This window comes from Dyadobacter jejuensis (assembly GCF_003149085.1).
Taxonomy (GTDB): Bacteria; Bacteroidota; Bacteroidia; order Cytophagales; family Spirosomataceae; genus Dyadobacter; species Dyadobacter jejuensis.
In genome coordinates this window covers 138,857-157,280 of record NZ_QGDT01000005.1, presented here as the reverse complement: position 1 = coordinate 157,280, position 18,424 = coordinate 138,857, and the positions used below count along the sequence as shown (strand labels likewise).

The 18,424-nt window shown below is 45.4% G+C and carries 12 protein-coding genes; 7 read left to right on the top strand and 5 right to left on the bottom strand.

Annotation, left to right across the window (positions count from 1 at the left end; translation table 11 throughout):
- Positions 1-8 precede the first annotated feature (8 nt).
- The 5 genes from CLV98_RS11915 to CLV98_RS11895 form a co-directional block, all read right to left on the bottom strand.
- The gene (locus tag CLV98_RS11915; protein WP_109674552.1) at positions 9-1,733 is read right to left on the bottom strand and encodes an alpha-L-fucosidase; all 1,725 of its coding nucleotides are present in this window, start codon (positions 1,731-1,733) and stop codon (positions 9-11) included.
- 91 nt (positions 1,734-1,824) lie between these two features.
- Positions 1,825-3,483 (bottom strand): RagB/SusD family nutrient uptake outer membrane protein, encoded by a 1,659-nt coding sequence (locus CLV98_RS11910; RefSeq protein ID WP_109674551.1) that lies wholly within the window; start codon positions 3,481-3,483, stop codon positions 1,825-1,827.
- Between the two features lie 21 nt (positions 3,484-3,504).
- Positions 3,505-6,981, bottom strand: a complete 3,477-nt coding sequence (locus tag CLV98_RS11905) for a TonB-dependent receptor (RefSeq protein WP_211320017.1) — start codon at positions 6,979-6,981, stop codon at positions 3,505-3,507.
- A 161-nt stretch (positions 6,982-7,142) separates the two neighbouring features.
- The gene (locus CLV98_RS11900) at positions 7,143-8,231 is read right to left on the bottom strand and encodes a FecR family protein (RefSeq protein ID WP_109674550.1); all 1,089 of its coding nucleotides are present in this window, start codon (positions 8,229-8,231) and stop codon (positions 7,143-7,145) included.
- Between the two features lie 73 nt (positions 8,232-8,304).
- Positions 8,305-8,901, bottom strand: a complete 597-nt coding sequence (locus tag CLV98_RS11895) for an RNA polymerase sigma factor (protein WP_109674549.1) — start codon at positions 8,899-8,901, stop codon at positions 8,305-8,307.
- A gap of 189 nt (positions 8,902-9,090) precedes the next feature.
- On the opposite strand from CLV98_RS11895, the gene CLV98_RS11890 reads away from it, so the two are divergent.
- The 7 genes from CLV98_RS11890 (at position 9,091) to CLV98_RS11860 (ending at position 18,381) form a co-directional block, all read left to right on the top strand.
- Complete coding sequence (locus CLV98_RS11890; RefSeq protein WP_109674548.1) at positions 9,091-9,669, top strand: Crp/Fnr family transcriptional regulator; 579 nt, start codon at positions 9,091-9,093, stop codon at positions 9,667-9,669.
- An 87-nt stretch (positions 9,670-9,756) separates the two neighbouring features.
- Complete coding sequence (locus CLV98_RS11885) at positions 9,757-10,230, top strand: DUF1569 domain-containing protein (protein WP_229203336.1); 474 nt, start codon at positions 9,757-9,759, stop codon at positions 10,228-10,230.
- A 26-nt stretch (positions 10,231-10,256) separates the two neighbouring features.
- On the top strand, positions 10,257-10,898 hold the full coding sequence (locus CLV98_RS11880) for a DUF8737 domain-containing protein (protein WP_146202268.1): 642 nt from the start codon (positions 10,257-10,259) through the stop codon (positions 10,896-10,898).
- A gap of 273 nt (positions 10,899-11,171) precedes the next feature.
- Positions 11,172-12,245 (top strand): FecR family protein, encoded by a 1,074-nt coding sequence (locus CLV98_RS11875; protein WP_109674546.1) that lies wholly within the window; start codon positions 11,172-11,174, stop codon positions 12,243-12,245.
- A gap of 207 nt (positions 12,246-12,452) precedes the next feature.
- A complete protein-coding gene (locus tag CLV98_RS11870) occupies positions 12,453-15,887 on the top strand; it encodes a SusC/RagA family TonB-linked outer membrane protein (RefSeq protein WP_158281241.1) in 3,435 nt (1,144 codons plus the stop codon).
- Positions 15,888-15,909: 22 nt separating this feature from the next.
- Entirely contained in the window at positions 15,910-17,826 is a 1,917-nt protein-coding gene (locus tag CLV98_RS11865; protein WP_109674544.1) for a RagB/SusD family nutrient uptake outer membrane protein, read from the top strand.
- A gap of 228 nt (positions 17,827-18,054) precedes the next feature.
- Entirely contained in the window at positions 18,055-18,381 is a 327-nt protein-coding gene (locus CLV98_RS11860; RefSeq protein WP_109674543.1) for a DMT family transporter, read from the top strand.
- The last annotated feature ends 43 nt before the right edge of the window (positions 18,382-18,424 follow it).

The window sequence follows — 18,424 nt, the reverse complement described above, 5'->3', positions numbered from 1 at the left end:
TAGTTGCCCTAGTTTAAGTGAATCATACGGATATTGATTGAACCGACAGACCGCGCTGGCTTCGACCGAACCCTAGCTTTAAAAATGACGGGCTGTGTGGTTTCTTTGGTGGTATGCTGGGAATAATTAATCATAAAAGTATTAGGTCCTGTAGCTTGAATATCGGCTGGGCGATCCGCTCCATACATCTGAATGGTGACGTCCTCAAACTCCAGACCATGCCCCTTGCTTTCTCTATCGTGACTGATAAGCTGAAACCTAAGTTCAAATTGCCCCACCTTATCGATGAACTGAGGAGTTAAATCCAACTGAAAATCTTCCCATTCCGAGTTAAAAGTTTGTCTATCCCATCCTCCTACCTGAACGGGTTGCTGTTCCACTTTCGAAGCCATGGATGAGGGCCTAATTTTTATATGGTAAAAAGCCAATTTCTGTATGGCTGGCTCAGCCACAGATTCAGTAATATGCAAACGCACCTTCCTGAATTTACTTTCCTGAAAAGCATCTATACGCTTACTACCGACGGACGAGCCTTCCGAAATTTTGACCCATTTATTATCTTCTAATCCTTCGATTACATATTTCCTTACGCGTTGCCCTTTTGCCAAGTCTTCTTCAATCACGGCATGGTTAATCGTTGTTGGCCTACCAAAGTCGACCTCCAGGGTATTACCTTTCCCAGAAACGGCACGAATCGGTTTCTTAAACCGACGTTCTATCTCCCGTCCAAATTCAGCATATCGTTTTACGTGAGAGGCCGGGATAACTCCTGTAGTATCTGGTGTGGCATTTAATAATAACACACTCCCTCGGCCTACCGAACTATAATATATTTCCATAAGTTTGGGCAGGGTCAATAACTGACTATCTGTATCTGGAGCCCAAAACCACTTATGGTGTTTATCGGTCATCAAAAAAGGCACATCGACCTCAAGAGGCGCATAGGCGTCCCCATCCGGATCGGAATGAAGGGCATGAGCGGTCCCTGTAGCTAAATCTTCTTTTTTGAGGGTATACCAATTAGGATAAGGAGCTATTCCTCGCTCATTCCCCACCCAACGGATTGTAGCCGATGGCCCCTGAAAAATAACGGCATCATCCGCATATTTAGCGAGTATATCCGAAATATCAATCACACAACTACCATCGAACCAGACCTCCTTTACCTTTTTATAATTAGACAATACCTCTGTAAGTTGCTGTCTAAAAACCTTATTATAGGCCTCTTGTTTGGTAGGATCGTCGGTCTTTCCTCCACTGCCCAGCCCGGCTCCCCAAGTCTTGTCGCCTGGGTAGATGTATACCCCTAAGTCCAAGCCATATTTATCGCAAGATTTAGAAATATCGGCCATTAGGTCGCCCTTCCCCTCTCTCCATGGAATATTCCTTACACCATAATCCGTTGTATTGGTTTGCCACCAGCAAAACCCGCCAGAGTGTTTGGCGACAAAAACGATCATTTCGGCTCCCCATAATTTTGCCGTTTGACACCACTGATCGGTATCGAGTTCTGTAGGGTTAATTCGATTCAATGGCAGCGAATTATCATCTTGTGACAGGCCCGTCCAGGTATTCGGTGCAAAATGGATAAACATGATCCTTTCTTTTTTTTGCCAATACAGTTGGGGAGCCGTGGGCGTGGGTATTTGTGCTCTAGAATCGGGAATGAGTATCAAAAACAGTATTGCTATAAGACCTAGTGGCTTACTATAACAAATTAATTTGCGGAACATAAAGCGATAAGAATAAGTGTCAAAAAGGATTAAAACCGGGTATATTGATCTTTGAATTCAGAGGACATTGCTGCCCTCTGAATTTTCAGAATTACCAACCCGCATTTTGTGGGGCAAGTTTTGGATTTAAAGAAAGCTCCTGGGTGGGAATAGGATAATGATACATTTTATCATCCCAAACTCGACTATCGATATTGCTATAAATACGAATCAGATCGTTCTCATCGACGACGATACCACTAATTTGGCTTGCCGGAAATTGAGTTTTGTAAGCGGCATTCAATTTTAACCCTAAGATTGTCTCTGGTTTTTCTATCTGTTCCCCTGCTTTCCACCGCAACAGATCGTCGAAGCGAAAGCCTTCGGCAGCGAGCTCAACCCTTCTTTCACGACGTATTTCGTCTATCAAAGCGGAAAGGGAAGGGAAATCGGACTGTGGGTCTTTGGGCACCTCTGTAGTCATATGGGGCATGGCGACACGGTCCCTGATCTTGTTAATGGACCTGTCCAACACCGATTGATCGGCCTCCCCTAGCTCGGCTTTTGCCTCTGCATAATTCAGTAAGGTCTCGGCATATCGAAATATAAACAGATCTAAGGTAGACTGAAGGGCATTCCATTGCTCCAGATCCGACGACCTCCCCTTTATGAGCTGGTAACCAGTCGGAGCGGCATTGGACCCTATCCTTGGAAGGGTGATCAAATCCTGAGCGCCAGAGGCACTTATTTGAAAAACAAAACCATTCGTTCCAATCAACTGCTTGAACCGTGGATCGCGTGCAGTGGCTTCCTCTTCCAGCGTGTTGTCTCCTTTATACAAGGGGCTAAGACTGGTAGGCAGGCCATCGGAACTGAGAAAAGAACGGACAAAATTTTTGCTAAAACCAGTACCTGATTCACCTAATGATCTGGTGAGTCCGTGCATCACAATATTTTTCAGATACCGCATCGGTAATATCGCCTCCACATTGGAGCTCAACTCTTCTTGTATAAAAAGGTCGTAATAGTCAGTAGATGGGTTGCCCGTACTATAGATATCATAAAGCCCGGAATTCATGACCATTTCTGAGGCGTCAACCGCTTCCTGCAAGAACTTTTGCTCGTCGCCAAGCCCATGATATTTCCTATAAGTACCTTCCCAAAGGCATATCCGGGACTTCAAGGCAGCCGCAGCATACTTATGGAGCCTGCCCAATTCTGTATCCTTGGGCAAGGGCAAGTGAGCGATGGCGAAATTCAAGTCGGTCAATACCGAATCCATCACTTGTTTTTGGGGAAGCTTCGGATCGTATAGTTCAGGTGACAAATCGTTCAAATCTGCATTCAACCAGGGTACATCTCCAAATTGGACCACTTTTCTCCAATAGAAATATGCCCTAAACAACCGAACTTCTCCCGCATATTTGTTTTTGAGGACGTCGCTTATATCGGCTCGTTGGTAGCGTTGCAAGAAATAATTGACATTCCGCTCATTGGTCCAGCTCCATCCTCCTCCAGATACCGGCACCACATAGGTTCCAGCTAAAAAACTGTTTCGATTGCTAGGCACAAAATCATCGGAATTATTGTCGGACAGACTGGGCTGCACCGGCAGTGATGGGTAGAACTGATTGGCATAGAGCTTCAGATCATTTTCATTTTTAAAGAAGGTCTGCTCCGTAATCGCATCCTTGGGGTAAAGATCCAGGAAATCTTCGTTCCGGCAGGACATGGTTAAGATCAATAAGAATAAATATATTTTAGCTTTCATAATTGAATTCGTTTTTAAGGTTTATAAACCAATTTGCACACCTACAGAAATGGACCGGTTCAAAGGATAAGTATTTTGAAAGACGGTTTCAGGATCCTGTGATTTGTAAAACTTGGTAAACTCAAAGAGGTTTTGAGCAGTGGCATAAACCCGAATATTGTTAATGTGGATACGGTTAGTAATAGCATGTGGCACCACATACCCTAGCGACAAATTTTTCATTCGCATATAAGCAGCATTTTGCAAATACTTTGTCTGAGTTTGGAAGTTTCCACCTCCCCCTAGCCTCAGCCGCGGGAAATAAGCATTAGGATTCTCTTCGGTCCAATAGTCTAGGTTGTGTTTTAAGGGAACTTGCCATTCGTTGGTAAACCCCCAAAATTCCTGACCACCTACAGCCACTTGTCTACTGCCAACCCCTTGAAATAAGAAGGTAAAATCAAAGTTTTTGTATTGAGTAGAAAAGTTAAAACCAAATTGATATCTAGGGGTACTATTCCCAATAATTCTACGATCGCCTGGGTTCTGCACAGTATTGGTTCCACGGGTAATCTTACCGTCGCCATCCAAATCCGCATATCGAATATCTCCAGCCAAATAAGTTCCTCCCCACAATTGCTTTTGGTCAAAATTGGCCGCTTCATCGTCGGTCAGGAAAAATCCATCCGTCTCATAGCCCCAAATCTCCCCCAACGTCTCCCCTTCATAACGGCTCCCAATGGTCATTGTCTCGTTAAGATCATATTTGGTAATTTTCGAAGTATAATCAGACAATGCCAACGTGATATTATAGCTCCAATCCGCATTTATTTTGTCCTTCCAAGTGGTAGACAATTCCCATCCTACCGTTTTCATATCGGCGGCGTTTCTTCGGGGAGGGCTAGTACCCAATACAGAAGGAAGCGGGAATGCGCCCACAATCATATCCCTTGTTTCGCGGATATACCAGTCAAAGCTCGTAGTGAGTCGATTTTGAAAAAGGTCAAAATCAAGCCCGATATCCGTACTAGTTACTTTTTCCCATGTAAAATTAGGGCTGATCAATCCAGGAGCTCCTACCGCAGTACCTTGTTGGCTGCCAAACACATAGGCTATATTACCCGTTGGCATGGTGGTAAGGTATGGATAATTGCCAAGCTGGTCGCCCGCCTGATTCCCTAGCTTACCGTAGGAGGCACGTATTTTCAAATCATTGACCACGTGGTTCAGCGGAGCAAAGAATGACTCCTCAGACACTCTCCACCCGGCAGAGATAGAGGGCAAAAAGACGTAACGGTTGCCTCTTGGAAAACGAGAGGTCCCATCATACCGGCCATTTACTTCCAATAGGTATTTCTTGGCAAAATCATAGTTTAATCTGAAAAACGTACCACTCACGGCCCAGTCTCCCTGGCTACCCGCTACAATTGGCCGATCATCATTATTTAGATTGATGGCTGGCAAGGTAGGGTCAATCAGGTTTTTGACAGAAGTCGAGACAAATTTTGTAGTTTTTAATTCCTGGTTATACCCTACCATGGCTTTCAGATAGTGTTTATTACCCGTATTAAACTCATAATCCGCATAGGAATTAACAACCGTATAGTAATCGTTATTATTACGTTCTATCACCCTGGTAGGCTTCGTCCATGGAAAACTCCCAAGCAAAATCCCATCCACACCATATTCATAATATTCTTTCTGATGCTCTTGTTCATTTCTCTGGTAATTATTCCAGGTAAAATTTGAGACAACCCTGAGCCCCTTTAAAGGCTTTAATACAAAACCACCGGTAAGCCATAGATCGTTGGCTTGGGTCTTCATTCTACCATTGAGCTGTGCTAATGCGATGGGGTTGGTCCAGTTACCCTGGCCCGAAAAGTTCCCATCGGGATGGTACACCGGCATGTTTGGCCTCAGGTCCCCACCTATCCTACTCTCAGCCATTCCCGTTCTATTTCTATCACTAGCGGTATTATTTTCAGTTCGATTCAGACTCATTTTAAAATTCAAATCCAACCATTTAGTTACCTCGGTATTCAGTTTTAAGCTGGCATTGTATCTTTTAAATCGTTGATCGGTAATTTTTAGAATTCCTTTCTGGCTCAGAAGCCCCAAGGATGCTACAAAAGAGGTTTTGTTTTCTCCACCAGAAAGCGACAAATTATGGTCCATCATGGGAGCACTACCACTATAAAGCTCCTTAATCCAATCGGTATTACCCACATACCGGTAAACCGATGGATTTCCTGGATCCACATATACTGGTAAATTGTTAATGGGATCATTAAAATACTTCTGGGCATTTTCGAAATCCAAATCTGTAAACTTATTACTGGCCTGGGTTCCACCCGTTCGCCCGCCGGTTGCGTCGGCTTCCCTATTCATCGCGATATAGTCGACAGAGTTAACATAGTCGGGTAGGCGAGTTGGTCGTGAAGAGGTAAACGAGGAGGAATAATTTACCCTTAAAGGATTGTTTTTATTAGGAGTTTTGGTTGTGATCAGGATCACCCCATAAGCCCCCCTCACGCCATAAATGGCGGCAGATGCTGCATCCTTCAAAACCGTCACGCTGGCCACGTCGGCAGGGTTGATCAGGTTGGGGTCCATCTGAACGCCATCTACCAGAATCAATGGTCCTCCCCCGTTGATGGAGGTATTCCCCCTGATGTTATAGGTAGCACCTCGGCCAGGAGCTCCACTATTGAGGTTAATATTGAGGTTAGGAACTAGCCCTTGTAGCCCCTGAGCAATATTGACCAAAGGCCTACTTTCCAAAACATCGCCACTAATAGAGGAGACTGCCCCGGTAAGGTTAGCCTTGGTTTGGGTACCATAGCCCACTACCACCACTTCTTCTAAAGATTTGTTATCATGTTTTAGGGACACCTCGATCGTGGACCGTTTCCCAATGGCAATCTCCTGACTAACGTAGCCCACATACGAAAATATCAATAAGGCGGCTGGATCCTCGACCGAAAGCTCGAAGGAGCCCTCCACATCGGTGGTCGTACCTTGCTGGGAGCCTTTTACCAGGATACTTACCCCAGGCAGGCCCACCCCCGCTTCGTCGGTGACTCGTCCGGAGATTTTTCGAAAATTAATGAGGCTTTCATCGTCCCTCTTCAAAGCCGAGGAAGCCTTGACGGGCTCCACCTTTTTAGTTAATATAATATACTTCCCAGAGACCTTATATTGAACCTTCAAAGGGATAAGCAACCTATCCAGCACACTGGATAATGGCTCCGCTTTGGCCACTATATTCACCTTTTTCTGATCAGATAATACGATGGGTTCATAGCTAAATTTGACCTTCGCAGCTTTTTCTATCTTACTCAATACCAGCTGTAGATCCTGATCTTCCATTTCGAAAGTCACAGAGCGAGAAAGTAATTCCTGGGCACGGCTGTCCTTGGCTATGCTCATTCCGAAGCTCAGCATTATCCATAACAGATGGAAACCCGAAAATTTAAGCATGGACACAATAATTTTAAGAGGTAATCGATGTTTTTGCATACCTTTGGTTGTTTTGTAAAGTTCTACTAAATGTGAATGGACAAGACAAATCCCCATTTTCTTTCCACGGATACTTGGGGGTTGCTCATTGAAGTCAGTAATGCGGAAACATTACTGACTTCTTTCGTTTCAAGCTTTCTTTCATTTTTTGGGGTTTAGGTTTAGTTCAAATTCTTTCTTTCAATAATGATTTTGGCGTCTACAATCTGATATTGCATCCCCATGGTATTGCAAATCACCGTCAGCTTCTCATACAAGGACTCTTCGCCAAAGTGTACCTTTAAGGATCGATTCAATACCAGCTCAGCATCGTACAGAATCTCTACTCCATAGGCCTTTTCCAATGCCTCAAAAACCAATTTTAAGGGTGTATTGTCGAAATTAAAAGTTGGGTTCTCTTGCGTTATTATTATATCAGGATTCTCCACTAGGGTCTTATTGAACTGCTGCTGATCTCTGGTAAACTCGGCCCGTTGATTGGCCGTCAACACCACGCCTGCGGCATTCTGATGCTGGGCACTTCGGTGGTAGCCCTCCTTAGAAAAGACCGACACCTTGCCTGTTGCTACGGAAACGATCACTTTGGAGGCATCTTGAAAGGCGACAATCCGGAAACTGGTCCCCAATACTTTGGTAACCGTTTCGTTAGCATAAATTAAAAACGGGCTTTCAGGGTTCTTTTGGACTTCAAAAAATGCCTCCCCTTCCAATTGGACTACGCGTTGATTATTGGCAAAGCTCTTAGGATATTTTAACCGACTATTTTTGGCCAACTCTACGACGCTGCCATCGCTCAGGTGAACCAGAAGAGTACTGTTGGTTCTGTTTACCTCTTCAATCAACTCCGACTCGGCGGGCTGAAAGGTAATCACCTGCTCCATTTGCTGATGAAGCTGGGGCTGGCTCGACAGATACCATGCTCCAAGTCCTAGTATGACCAATACCACCGACGCGGCGATGTTCCAAAAGGTAAAAATAGGTCTTACCACCTTTCCCGATGGCTCAATATGCTCCTGAAGTGTCGACCATACTTCCCGCCGCATTGCATGAAACGACAATGCGGGGTCATCGGCCTTTAGTTGCTTGACCAGTTCCCTAGCCGCTAACAGTTTGTCGGTTTGGTGCGGATAAATATGCAAATAACGCTCCCAAAAACGATGCTCTGGAGACGGTATTCCACTGGCCCATTTTTGAAACGATTCGTCAAAAACGAAATCTTCAATCTCAAATTTCGAAAAATCCCGCTGCATTGGATACTTTTTTTGATTTACCTATCCAAGTGCAAAACACTTCCCATTTTAATCCATTTTATTATGATTTTTTTCAAATAAAAAACCATAAAGTGGGAATTAGGCTAGATAGCCGCATTATATTTCGGAGCGATTTGAGGGCGGTATATATAAATTTGCAGGCCGATTGATAATTCACGCCCATCAATCGGGCTACATCCTCATTGCTTAGCCCTTGAAAATACCTGAGGTGCAAGGCCTCGCGTTGCCGCTTGGGAAGCTGATCCATAGCCAACCCCAGCTGTCGTAAATAACCACTACGGGTTTCCTGTAGCAGGATGTTATGCTCAACACTATCTTCAATAACGGCAGCATAACCATTTTCGAGGCTTTCTGTATTAGAGTTCTGCAGCTGTCTTATTATTTTGTAACGTAATGATTTTAGCAAGTAAAATCGGATTGAATTTGGAATGGTCAGTTGTTGCCGACTATCCCAGAGTTCAATAAATAAATCCTGAATACAATCTTGAATCAAATCTTGGTCTTGTGAAATTTTAAGTCCATAGCGCACCAATGAACCAAAATGCGCCTGATAAATATTTTCAAAAGCGACTCGATCTCCCCGCCTAAAGGATTCCCAAAGAATCAAATCATTTGGCCGTTTCTGCAGAGTGGTCGATTCATTTTCCATTGAGCATTTCTTTCAGTGAATAATCAAAAGCACTTTGATTGAATAATCTAATGAATAATTATAACCAAAAGGTTCGCCTCCAAGCCCGGCCGGCTACTTAGGCCTGTATCCGACAGATAGCCATAAGCCTCTCTATAAAAACTTATCAAAAACCAGTATCTTGGTTCGATATTATCCAAAAGCACCGCCATGACTCAGCCCCATTTTTTGACCCAAATTTTTAAAGAAACTGATTTTACCATTCCAGAATTAGAAACGATCCTCCCCAAATTCCAGCGCTTGGAACTGGCTAAAGGCGCATATATGCTCCAAGAAGGAGATTTAGAAAACCATTATTGGTTTTTAGAGCGTGGATACGCCCGGTCCTATGTAATTGATCCGGAAGGAAAAGACATATCGACCAACTTTTACGCAGCCGGCGACATCGTGATTGACTGGACCTCCTTTTTCTTAAGAAATCCAACCCGCGAAAATATCCAAACACTTTCTGCTTGTGTGCTTTGGCAGCTCGACTTCAACAGTTTTCAAGACCTGTTTCATAACATAAAAAGTTTCAGGGAACAGGGCCGAACCACCTTGGTAGGCAGCTATTTCGAATTAAAAAAACATAGTGTTTCCATTATTGCCGACCAGGCAAAAGACCGATACCTCAAACTGATGAAGGAAAAACCGGATCTTATCCAAAACATTTCACTCAAGCATATTGCCACTTATTTGGGGGTGACCGACACCTCATTGAGCAGGATTCGGAAAGAAATTTCCGAGTAATTCCATTTCTTGTCATAGGGCAATAATATTGTTGACTCGGGACCCTAGTTTTGTTGAAGATAAAGTCTTAGCACCAAAAGCTCAATAATGGAACCACTCACCGACTCCCCCCAACGTATGAAAACAATATTCGACGCCACCACCAGACGAGAAATCCGAACACGGATAGAGCAGCTACAACCCGACAGCCCTAGGCTTTGGGGAAAAATGGACCCCTATCAAATGGTTAGACATTGCTACCTGTCCGACGAAATGACCCATGGACTCAAATCCTATAAACGGCTTTTCATAGGCCGCCTATTTGGCCCTATGACGCTTAAACAGATTTTAAAGAACGAAGACCCGATTAAAAAGAATCAACCGACTCATCCCGATATGAAGATCACCCACCAGGGCGACTTCCATGCCGAACGCGAAAAATGGATCTTATTAATGGAGCGGTATGCCTATTTCGACCTACTGGAATCGACCCATCCCTTTTTTGGTAAGATGACCCAGGAGCAGGTTGGCCAATACGTCTACAAGCACACGGACCATCATCTTCGACAGTTCGGAAAATAGAGATACATATGTTGCCCTTCGTATTTATGACCATTACCTTTTTGTCAGCATTCTTCTTCTTTCGGGGAACAGGAAGCGACAAAAGGGTGCTCGGTGGAAGCCTGCTTTGGATACTGATTATTGGCGGCCCGGCCTATTATGGTATCTTTCAGGACACCATCACGATGCCCCCACCCTTCCTTTGGATCCTGATCGCTGTTCCATTATTAGGTTATTCGGCCTATCGATTTCTGCGCCTAACCCAAACCAACTTTACTTATTTATTGGGACTACATGGCCTACGCTTACCGATCGAACTCGTCCTTTTCCAGCTCTTTCTACAAGGACATATCCCCCAATTAATGACCTTTGAGGGTTGGAATTACGACATTTTTATGGGGGTCACGGCCATGATATTGCTAGGATATGCGCGAGTGTTAAAGCGGCCAACCCCACCACTGTTACTCCTCATATGGAATACTTTCGGAATAGTATTCCTAACTATCATTGTGATCATAGCCATCCTTTCGTCCCCGCTACCCTTTCAGCAGCTGGCTTTCGACCAACCCAATGTTGCTCTTAGCCAGTTCCCTTATATCTATCTCCCTGCCTACATCGTACCATTGGTCTATCTGGCACATTTACTGGAAATACGAAGACTTTGGGTAGCAAGAAAAACCAACAAGTAGCTACCCCGTTTGCATTTAACAGTTTATGATGAATTTCGTCTCCAACCCCTTCAATACCATACGGTTCTCGATAACCGGGTAAGGGCCAGGACCATCACTTCCTGCTACAGCTCTAACCTTCCCTTCCCATTATATGGTATAAAACCAAGATTTTTATCCAAAATATCAATTTATCATATAAACATTTAAATATGTTATAAAACTATTTGCGGCAAATTTGCGGGACAAGTGACTATACCATACACGACGACGTAAACGGTATCAGATTATTAGATGAAGGAAAATAAGAAAAAGGGGTTTTTAGAGGTACTCCAAAATTATATCAACAACAGCCTGTCTGGGTCCGACAAAAAGGCCATGGATATTTGGTATGACTCCTTGGGAAACCCTGAGGAGGAATCCCTGCAGGCCTCCCAAAAACAGCAACTTGAGCAAAAATTATGGAATAAGATCGAGCAAGCCAAGTCCAGTGAATCTCTTTCGGAAAGCGTAATTCCATTTTGGCATCAAAGTTTCTTTAAGATCGCCACGGCCGCGTCTGTGCTCTTGGTCTTAGGCTTCCTATATCTGATATCAGATTATAGAAAAGTCCATAACTTCCCCGTTAAAGGTGTAGCCCAGGAGGAGATTATTTCCCTTAATAAAGTAACCAACACCCATCATACCCCCAAGAAAATCAACCTAGAAGATGGTAGCCTAGTCGAATTGGAGGAGGGTGCGAGCCTATACTACCCCAAAAGCTTCGATGCTTCCACACGCATGGTTTATTTGGAAGGAGATGGCTTCTTCGACATTTCCAAAGATCCGCAGAGGCCTTTTATCGTCTATAGCGGCGATATCGTAACCAAAGTATTAGGAACGAGCTTTACCATCAAAAAAGACAAGAACTCAGGAAAAATGGAGGTAGCCGTCATAACGGGTAAGGTCATCGTAGAGCCCTCCGACAGAACCAGTAGGGACTTTAAAGCTCAGGCTGGGGGGGTAGTCCTAACTCCTAATGAGCGCGTGACGATACTTCCCGACCGGGCAGAATACATTGCCGGCTTGGTAGAAAAGCCCGCCTTGCTCGACCAAAACGAACCCTCGCTACGGAGTGTCGATGCTTTCGTGTTTGCCGAAGCCACCCTTTCCGATATTGTAGCTAAGCTAGAAAACGCCTACGGCGTTGAGATAAAGGTCGAAAATGCAGCGATATTAAACTGTACCATCACGGCCGACCTGACGACAGAATCGTTATTTACAAAACTTGATATACTCAATGCCCTACTCAATTCAGACTCTAAAATAAAAGGTAAAACGATTGTGATCTCAGGGGGAGAGTGCAAACCATTTCAGCCTAAAAAATAAATTGCCTATGTAAATAAAATTATGCTCAAATAAAAAAACCGAAGATGTGCCAGCATCTCCGGTTCAGTTTTAAAGCCCAAACTTGTGGAACAAGCGTAGTTCATTTCTAAAAATGAGCCTGGGCTCCTATTGTTGAACCATTCCAAATCCAACTACAACAAAGCAATGAAAAAAACAAGACAATTCATAGCACCAATAGGTACTATTATGAAACTCTCATTTATACAAATACTGCTTGCGGCCATTGCAGGGACCTACTCTTATGGGAATGAGGTCAACGCACAGGAGCTATTGAATCAAAAAGTAACCTTGTCGGTCGAGCAGAAGGAAATAAAAACGGTGCTGACAATGCTCGAAGCGAAGTCGGGCGTCAAGTTCGTATACAGCCCCAAGTCGCTACCAGTAGAGCGCCTGGTATCGCTTTCGTTGCAGAACAAAACGGTATCGGAAGTATTGGCCGAGTTGTTCAAACCCGACCGCATCTCCACCAAACTCATCAAGGATCGGATAGTCCTAAAAATTGGATCGGACGCAGCCTCCACAGAAATAAACGCTCCACAGGCTTCCTATCAGTGGACAGTTACCGGGACAGTTACCGACGAGAGCAACCTTCCCTTGCCAGGGGTGAGCATTGCTATCAAAGGCACAGCCAAGGGAACTACCACGGGGGTAGATGGGACCTACAGCCTGCAACTGCCCGAGCAAGCAGCCGTTTTAGTCTTTTCGTATGTAGGATTTTTACCATCGGAGGTTAGCGTTACCAAGTCAGGGACGGTCAATGTTTCCCTAAAAGTAGATACTAAGTCACTGGAAGAGGTGGTGGTTGTAGGATATGGGACACAAAAGAAATCGACACTTTCTGGAGCTGTATTTCAGGTAAGTGGAGATGAAGCGCTGCAAGGCCGAGCCACTACCAATGCTGCCGCGGCCCTTCAAGGCCAGGTACCAGGCCTCACCATCACCCGTAGTTCGTCAAGACCTGGCAACGAAGGCACGAGCATTTCACTTCGGGGGGGCATATCGGTGAACGCAGTAAGCCCTATGATCGTCATCGACGGAATCGCCTCTTATCAATGGGAGCTATCGCAAATCAACCCCAACGATATTGAAAGCATCTCGGTATTGAAGGATGCTGCGGCCTCCATTTATGGTACTCGAGCGGCCGGTGGAGTTATACTCGTGACCACCAAAAGAGGGGAAACAGGCAAGGTGAAGGTAAAATACACAGGCAGCGCACACCTCAATTACATTGGAAAAAGATTCCCTGTAGCATCAGGCCAAGAGTGGGCGCAGATGAATATCATTGCCAACACCAATGATGCAGTAGCCTCAGGATCAGAAAACAACTGGTGGCTCTTTACAGGAGAAGAATATCAGCGCTTGGCCAATAATGAAGCCTTTTGGAGAAGCGATGGCAAGCTAAGGTTAGACCCTACCGCCAATCAGTTTGATGCCGTTTATGGCAACACCTGGGGGCAGAACCATAACGTAAGCTTCTCTGGAGGTACTGACAAAATCAGAACTTTCACCTCTCTAGGCTTCGCCAATGACCGTTCCTTGGTCGATGTGGTATACGACGGCACTAAGAAATACAACTTCAGAACCAACCTCGACTACTCCGTCAATAAATGGATCAAAACAGAGGCCAATCTATCATATGACAAAAGATTAATTAGCACCCCCACGCGGGGAGTCGGAGAAGGAATTCAGGACATGTTTATCTTCCCGCTCTACAACCCAGCTGGCAACTTTTATGACGCCTTTGGCTCTAACAACCTGTTGGCTAAGCTTATAGAAGGCGGTAGGATTAACAATACCGAAACATTTTTCCGATTGGCGGGAAAGGCCACCATCGATATGGGATTTATACGCCCCTTGGCAGGACTTTCCCTTACCGCCAATGCCAATATTAAGGAGCGCAATGGAATAGAAATAGAACGCGGTAACCAGGTAACGATGTACGACTGGGAAGGAGAACTTGGCAAACCAGATAATATCTTTTTCCAAACTAAGCCCAACGACCTTTACGTAACGAATACCAACACCAGGAACCTGTATAACAGCTACGGAGGCTTTTTGAATTATAACAAATCTTTAAGTGGACATAACTTATCCTTTTTGGCTGGTATAACGAGTGAAATGGAACAAGGAGACGACCTCTATGCCAAAAGGAGCTATATGGCCTCCAACGACCTAGACGCCATCAATACCGGGGATGCCACCTACGACGACAATTCGGGCAATTCCAACGCCTGGGCACTGGTATCTTATTTGAGTAGGTTAAATTATGACTTTAAAGAGACCCTCCTATTACAAGTACAGTACCGTCGTGATGGGTCCTCTAAGCTCGCTCCAGAAAACCGTTGGGCCGATTTCGTAGGCGCCGAGGCGGGTTTGAGGCTTACCCAGTTCAAATTCATGCAAAATCAGCGGCTAATCGATAACCTGAAGCTGCGCGCATCATATGGTGAACTTGGGTCCCTGTCGGGTATTGGCAATTATGACTACGTTTCGGGAATTGGCACTGGTACCACCATATTTGGCACCACCCCCACCCAAACGCAAACAGCCTGGGTGAGTGGCCTATCGGTACGTGACAGGTCATGGGAACGAGTAGCCTCTACCAACCTTGCGGTAGACTTTACCCTATTGCAAAATCGGTTAAGCGGGTCCTTCGATTACTTTATCCGTAAAAATAAGGGTATGCTAGTCAAGCTGGTTTACCCATCGACATTGGGAACGGGCTCGCCCTTTACCAACGATGGTCATTTCGTGGCCAAGGGATTCGAGACCATGCTTGCCTGGCAGGATAGGATCGGTAAGGACTTGCGGTATAACGTAGGAGTAACCTTATCGGATGCAAAAACCGAAGTTACTAAGTACAATGGATCAGTGGCTATCAATGCCGGAACCAATAGCGTAGTGGAGGGAAAGCCTCTCAACTCTATCTATGTATACCGCACCAATGGATTCCTTCAAAGCGAAGAAGAAGTAACCAATTATTATAATGCCCATAGCGGCAGCGGATCCTTTATTCCGGTCAATGGCACTACCAATCGACTGACTCCCGGTAGCGCAGCCAAGGTCGACATGAATAAGGATGGAGCCATTACCACCGACGACCTCGACTATTATGGGGATGCTAATCCGCACTACACCTTCGGAATTAACCTAGGATTGTCCTACAAGGGTTTCGATTTCACGAGTTTTTTCCAAGGAGTAGGCCAGCAATACCTGGTACGAACCGATAAAATGTCGGCACCTTTCCGCTGGAGCTGGACCAACCAAAATCGGATATTCTTAGGACAGACCTGGAGCCCCGATCATACCGACGCTCCCTTCCCTGTACTGACCAGAAACGGCAGTAGAAATGACTGGAACTATACCAAAGTGAATGACTATAACGTGCAGAACATCTCCTATATGCGATGCAAATCGATGATCCTAGGCTACACCCTACCAAGTCCGATCATCAAGAAACTAGGCTTGGACCGACTAAGACTATGGGTATCGGGCGACAATTTATTCGAGTTTCATAACGTAAAAGATGGTTTTGACCCCGAGAGTCAGGCCGCTTCGGGACAAGGAAAGGTCGATGTGTATTCCCGTACCGTTTCATTCGGCATCGATCTAGGATTTTAATTAACCATTAGAAATAACGAATATGAAAATCATAAATAAAAATATTGTTGCCGCCATCATGTTGCTAGCTTCCGCAACGAGCTGTACGGATATACTCGACCAAAACCCGCAGGCTTCCGTCACCGAAGCGGCGTATTTCAAGACTGTAGCGGAAATAAAGGCTGGCGCCGACAACCTGCATACCAATGTATATGCGTGGAACGGTAATACCACCTATGCCATCAATTTCGATAATGGATCGGACATGAGCTCGGCACCCACCGCCGACGGTAGCGGCACCAATACCGCCACCACGACCGACGAATACTGGGACAAAGCCTATGCATGGTTGCGGACGGTCAACGTTTTCCTTTCCAAAACCGACGCTTATCCCAATAAGGACGAAATAGCCGGTTACACCGGTCAGGCCTACTTTTTCAGGGCTTGGCATCATTTCTTCCTGCTAAAACGCTTTGGTGGAGTACCCATTGCCACAGAAGTGACCGACCCAAGTTCTGAAATTGTATTTGGCCCCAGGGCGTCGCGCTATCAGGTAATGGCCCAAATCATGAAGGATCTGGATGCGGCTATCGAAAACCTTACCAAAGGGGCCGTCACTAAGGCGAGCACCGCTAACGATGGCCATGTGACTGTTGAAGCCGCCAAAGCCTTAAAGGCCCGCATAGCCCTATATGAAGGTACCTGGGAAAAATATGTAAAGACAGCCACCGATGGAGATGGCACCAGCGCTGGAGCCGGTTCGGCGGGCTACGATGCCAACAAATACAAAGAATACCTGACCATAGCCAAGACCCTCTCCAAAGAGCTCATCGACGGGGGGCAGTTCTCGCTCTGGAAAGGAATGGAGTCGGTTACGGCTGGTGGAGTGGCTAACCCAGAAATGTATGCCCATACGAGCTATTACTATCTCTTCAATTTGGAAGATGCCGGCTCCAACCCCAATGGGTTGACCAAGGCGTCTAATCATGAAGCTATATTTAGGAGTGTATACGACTTTAATTTGCGACGGGGAGGCACCAACCTCACCCACTCCAAACCCGCTAAGCCAAGTCGTAAATATATGGACATGGCCCTGTGTACCGACGGCTTGCCAGTTCAGCACTCTCCCCTATTCCAAGGATATAAGACCATGACCTCCGAATACGAGAATCGCGACTACCGGCTTACCTCCACCATACAGAAGCCTATGGACTGGTACTGGGGATGGGGCTCTAACAATGCCGGCTCTAACTACGCCATCGATATCACTACCTTAGCCTCTACTACCTACCAATATATCCCTAATCTGAATGGATCGTGGGGATACAATAGCCGCAAATTTGGGACGGAAAGCAACGACCGGGTTACCAACCAAGAGTCAGCCGACTACCTCCATATCCGAATGGCCGAAATTTATTTGATCTATGCGGAAGCCACTGCAGAGCTAGGTAACGGAGAGATTTCGGATGCCGACCTCAATTACTCTATCAACGTGGTTAGAGATCGGGCCGGAGTAGCTCCCCTCACCCATGCCCTGATCGCCCCATATAGTGACCTAACCTTATTAGGAGAAATACGGAGAGAAAGAGCCATAGAATTACATGGCGAAGGACAGCGCATCACAGATTTATGCCGGTGGGGAATCGCACAAGATGAAATGGCAGGACAGCCGATTTGTGGTATTTATATCAAATATAATGGGGAAGAAACGGAGTACTCTACGGCCATTAACCCCAATACAGGCAACCCTATTCTGAATAAAGCGTCTTATGGGGAGGCCAATATTCTGCAGTCGGAAATCACAGTTTCAACCTACCCAGGTATAGCAACCACCAAGCCGGGTGCCATCATTTCGGAACTGGCCTCCAACCGCCGATTTGCCATTAAAAATTACCTTCAACCCATTTCCACAACACAAATAAACCTAAACCCTAACCTTGTTCAAAATCCAGGATGGTAAGCTGACCCCTGTCAATTAACTTTCTTTTCCTGGAATTTGAGCATTTAAGACTCCCCGTGTGCATATGCGCCGGGGAGTTTTTCTTTAGGCAGGACGTACCAACTGGCTATCCCTGAATGTCTTTGAAAAAAACACAGAAGACAGTAGTGAAAATAGTCCAATTTCCCGCTTCATTTCCGAGTATATCTAGAAAATCTTCTCGATCTTGCCCCATTAAATATTAACAGCATGAATTGGATTATCTTAATTATCGCCGGACTTTTTGAAGTAGCCTTCGCCTCTTGTTTGGGAAAGGCTAAGGAAACCACTGGCACAGAGGCCACCAGGTGGTATATTGGCTTTTTATTATCACTGTCTATTAGTATGGCCTTGCTGATCAGGGCCACACAATCACTGCCCATTGGCACGGCCTATGCGGTGTGGACCGGCATAGGTGCAGTAGGAACCGTATTAATGGGGATTTTCGTATTTAAAGACCCCGCCAGTTTTTGGCGTATATTCTTTATCATCACCCTGATCGGCTCTATCATAGGGCTCAAAGCGGTATCGCATTGAGAAAAACCTTGAGGTATTGGCGCCTATTAAAGCACCGATACCT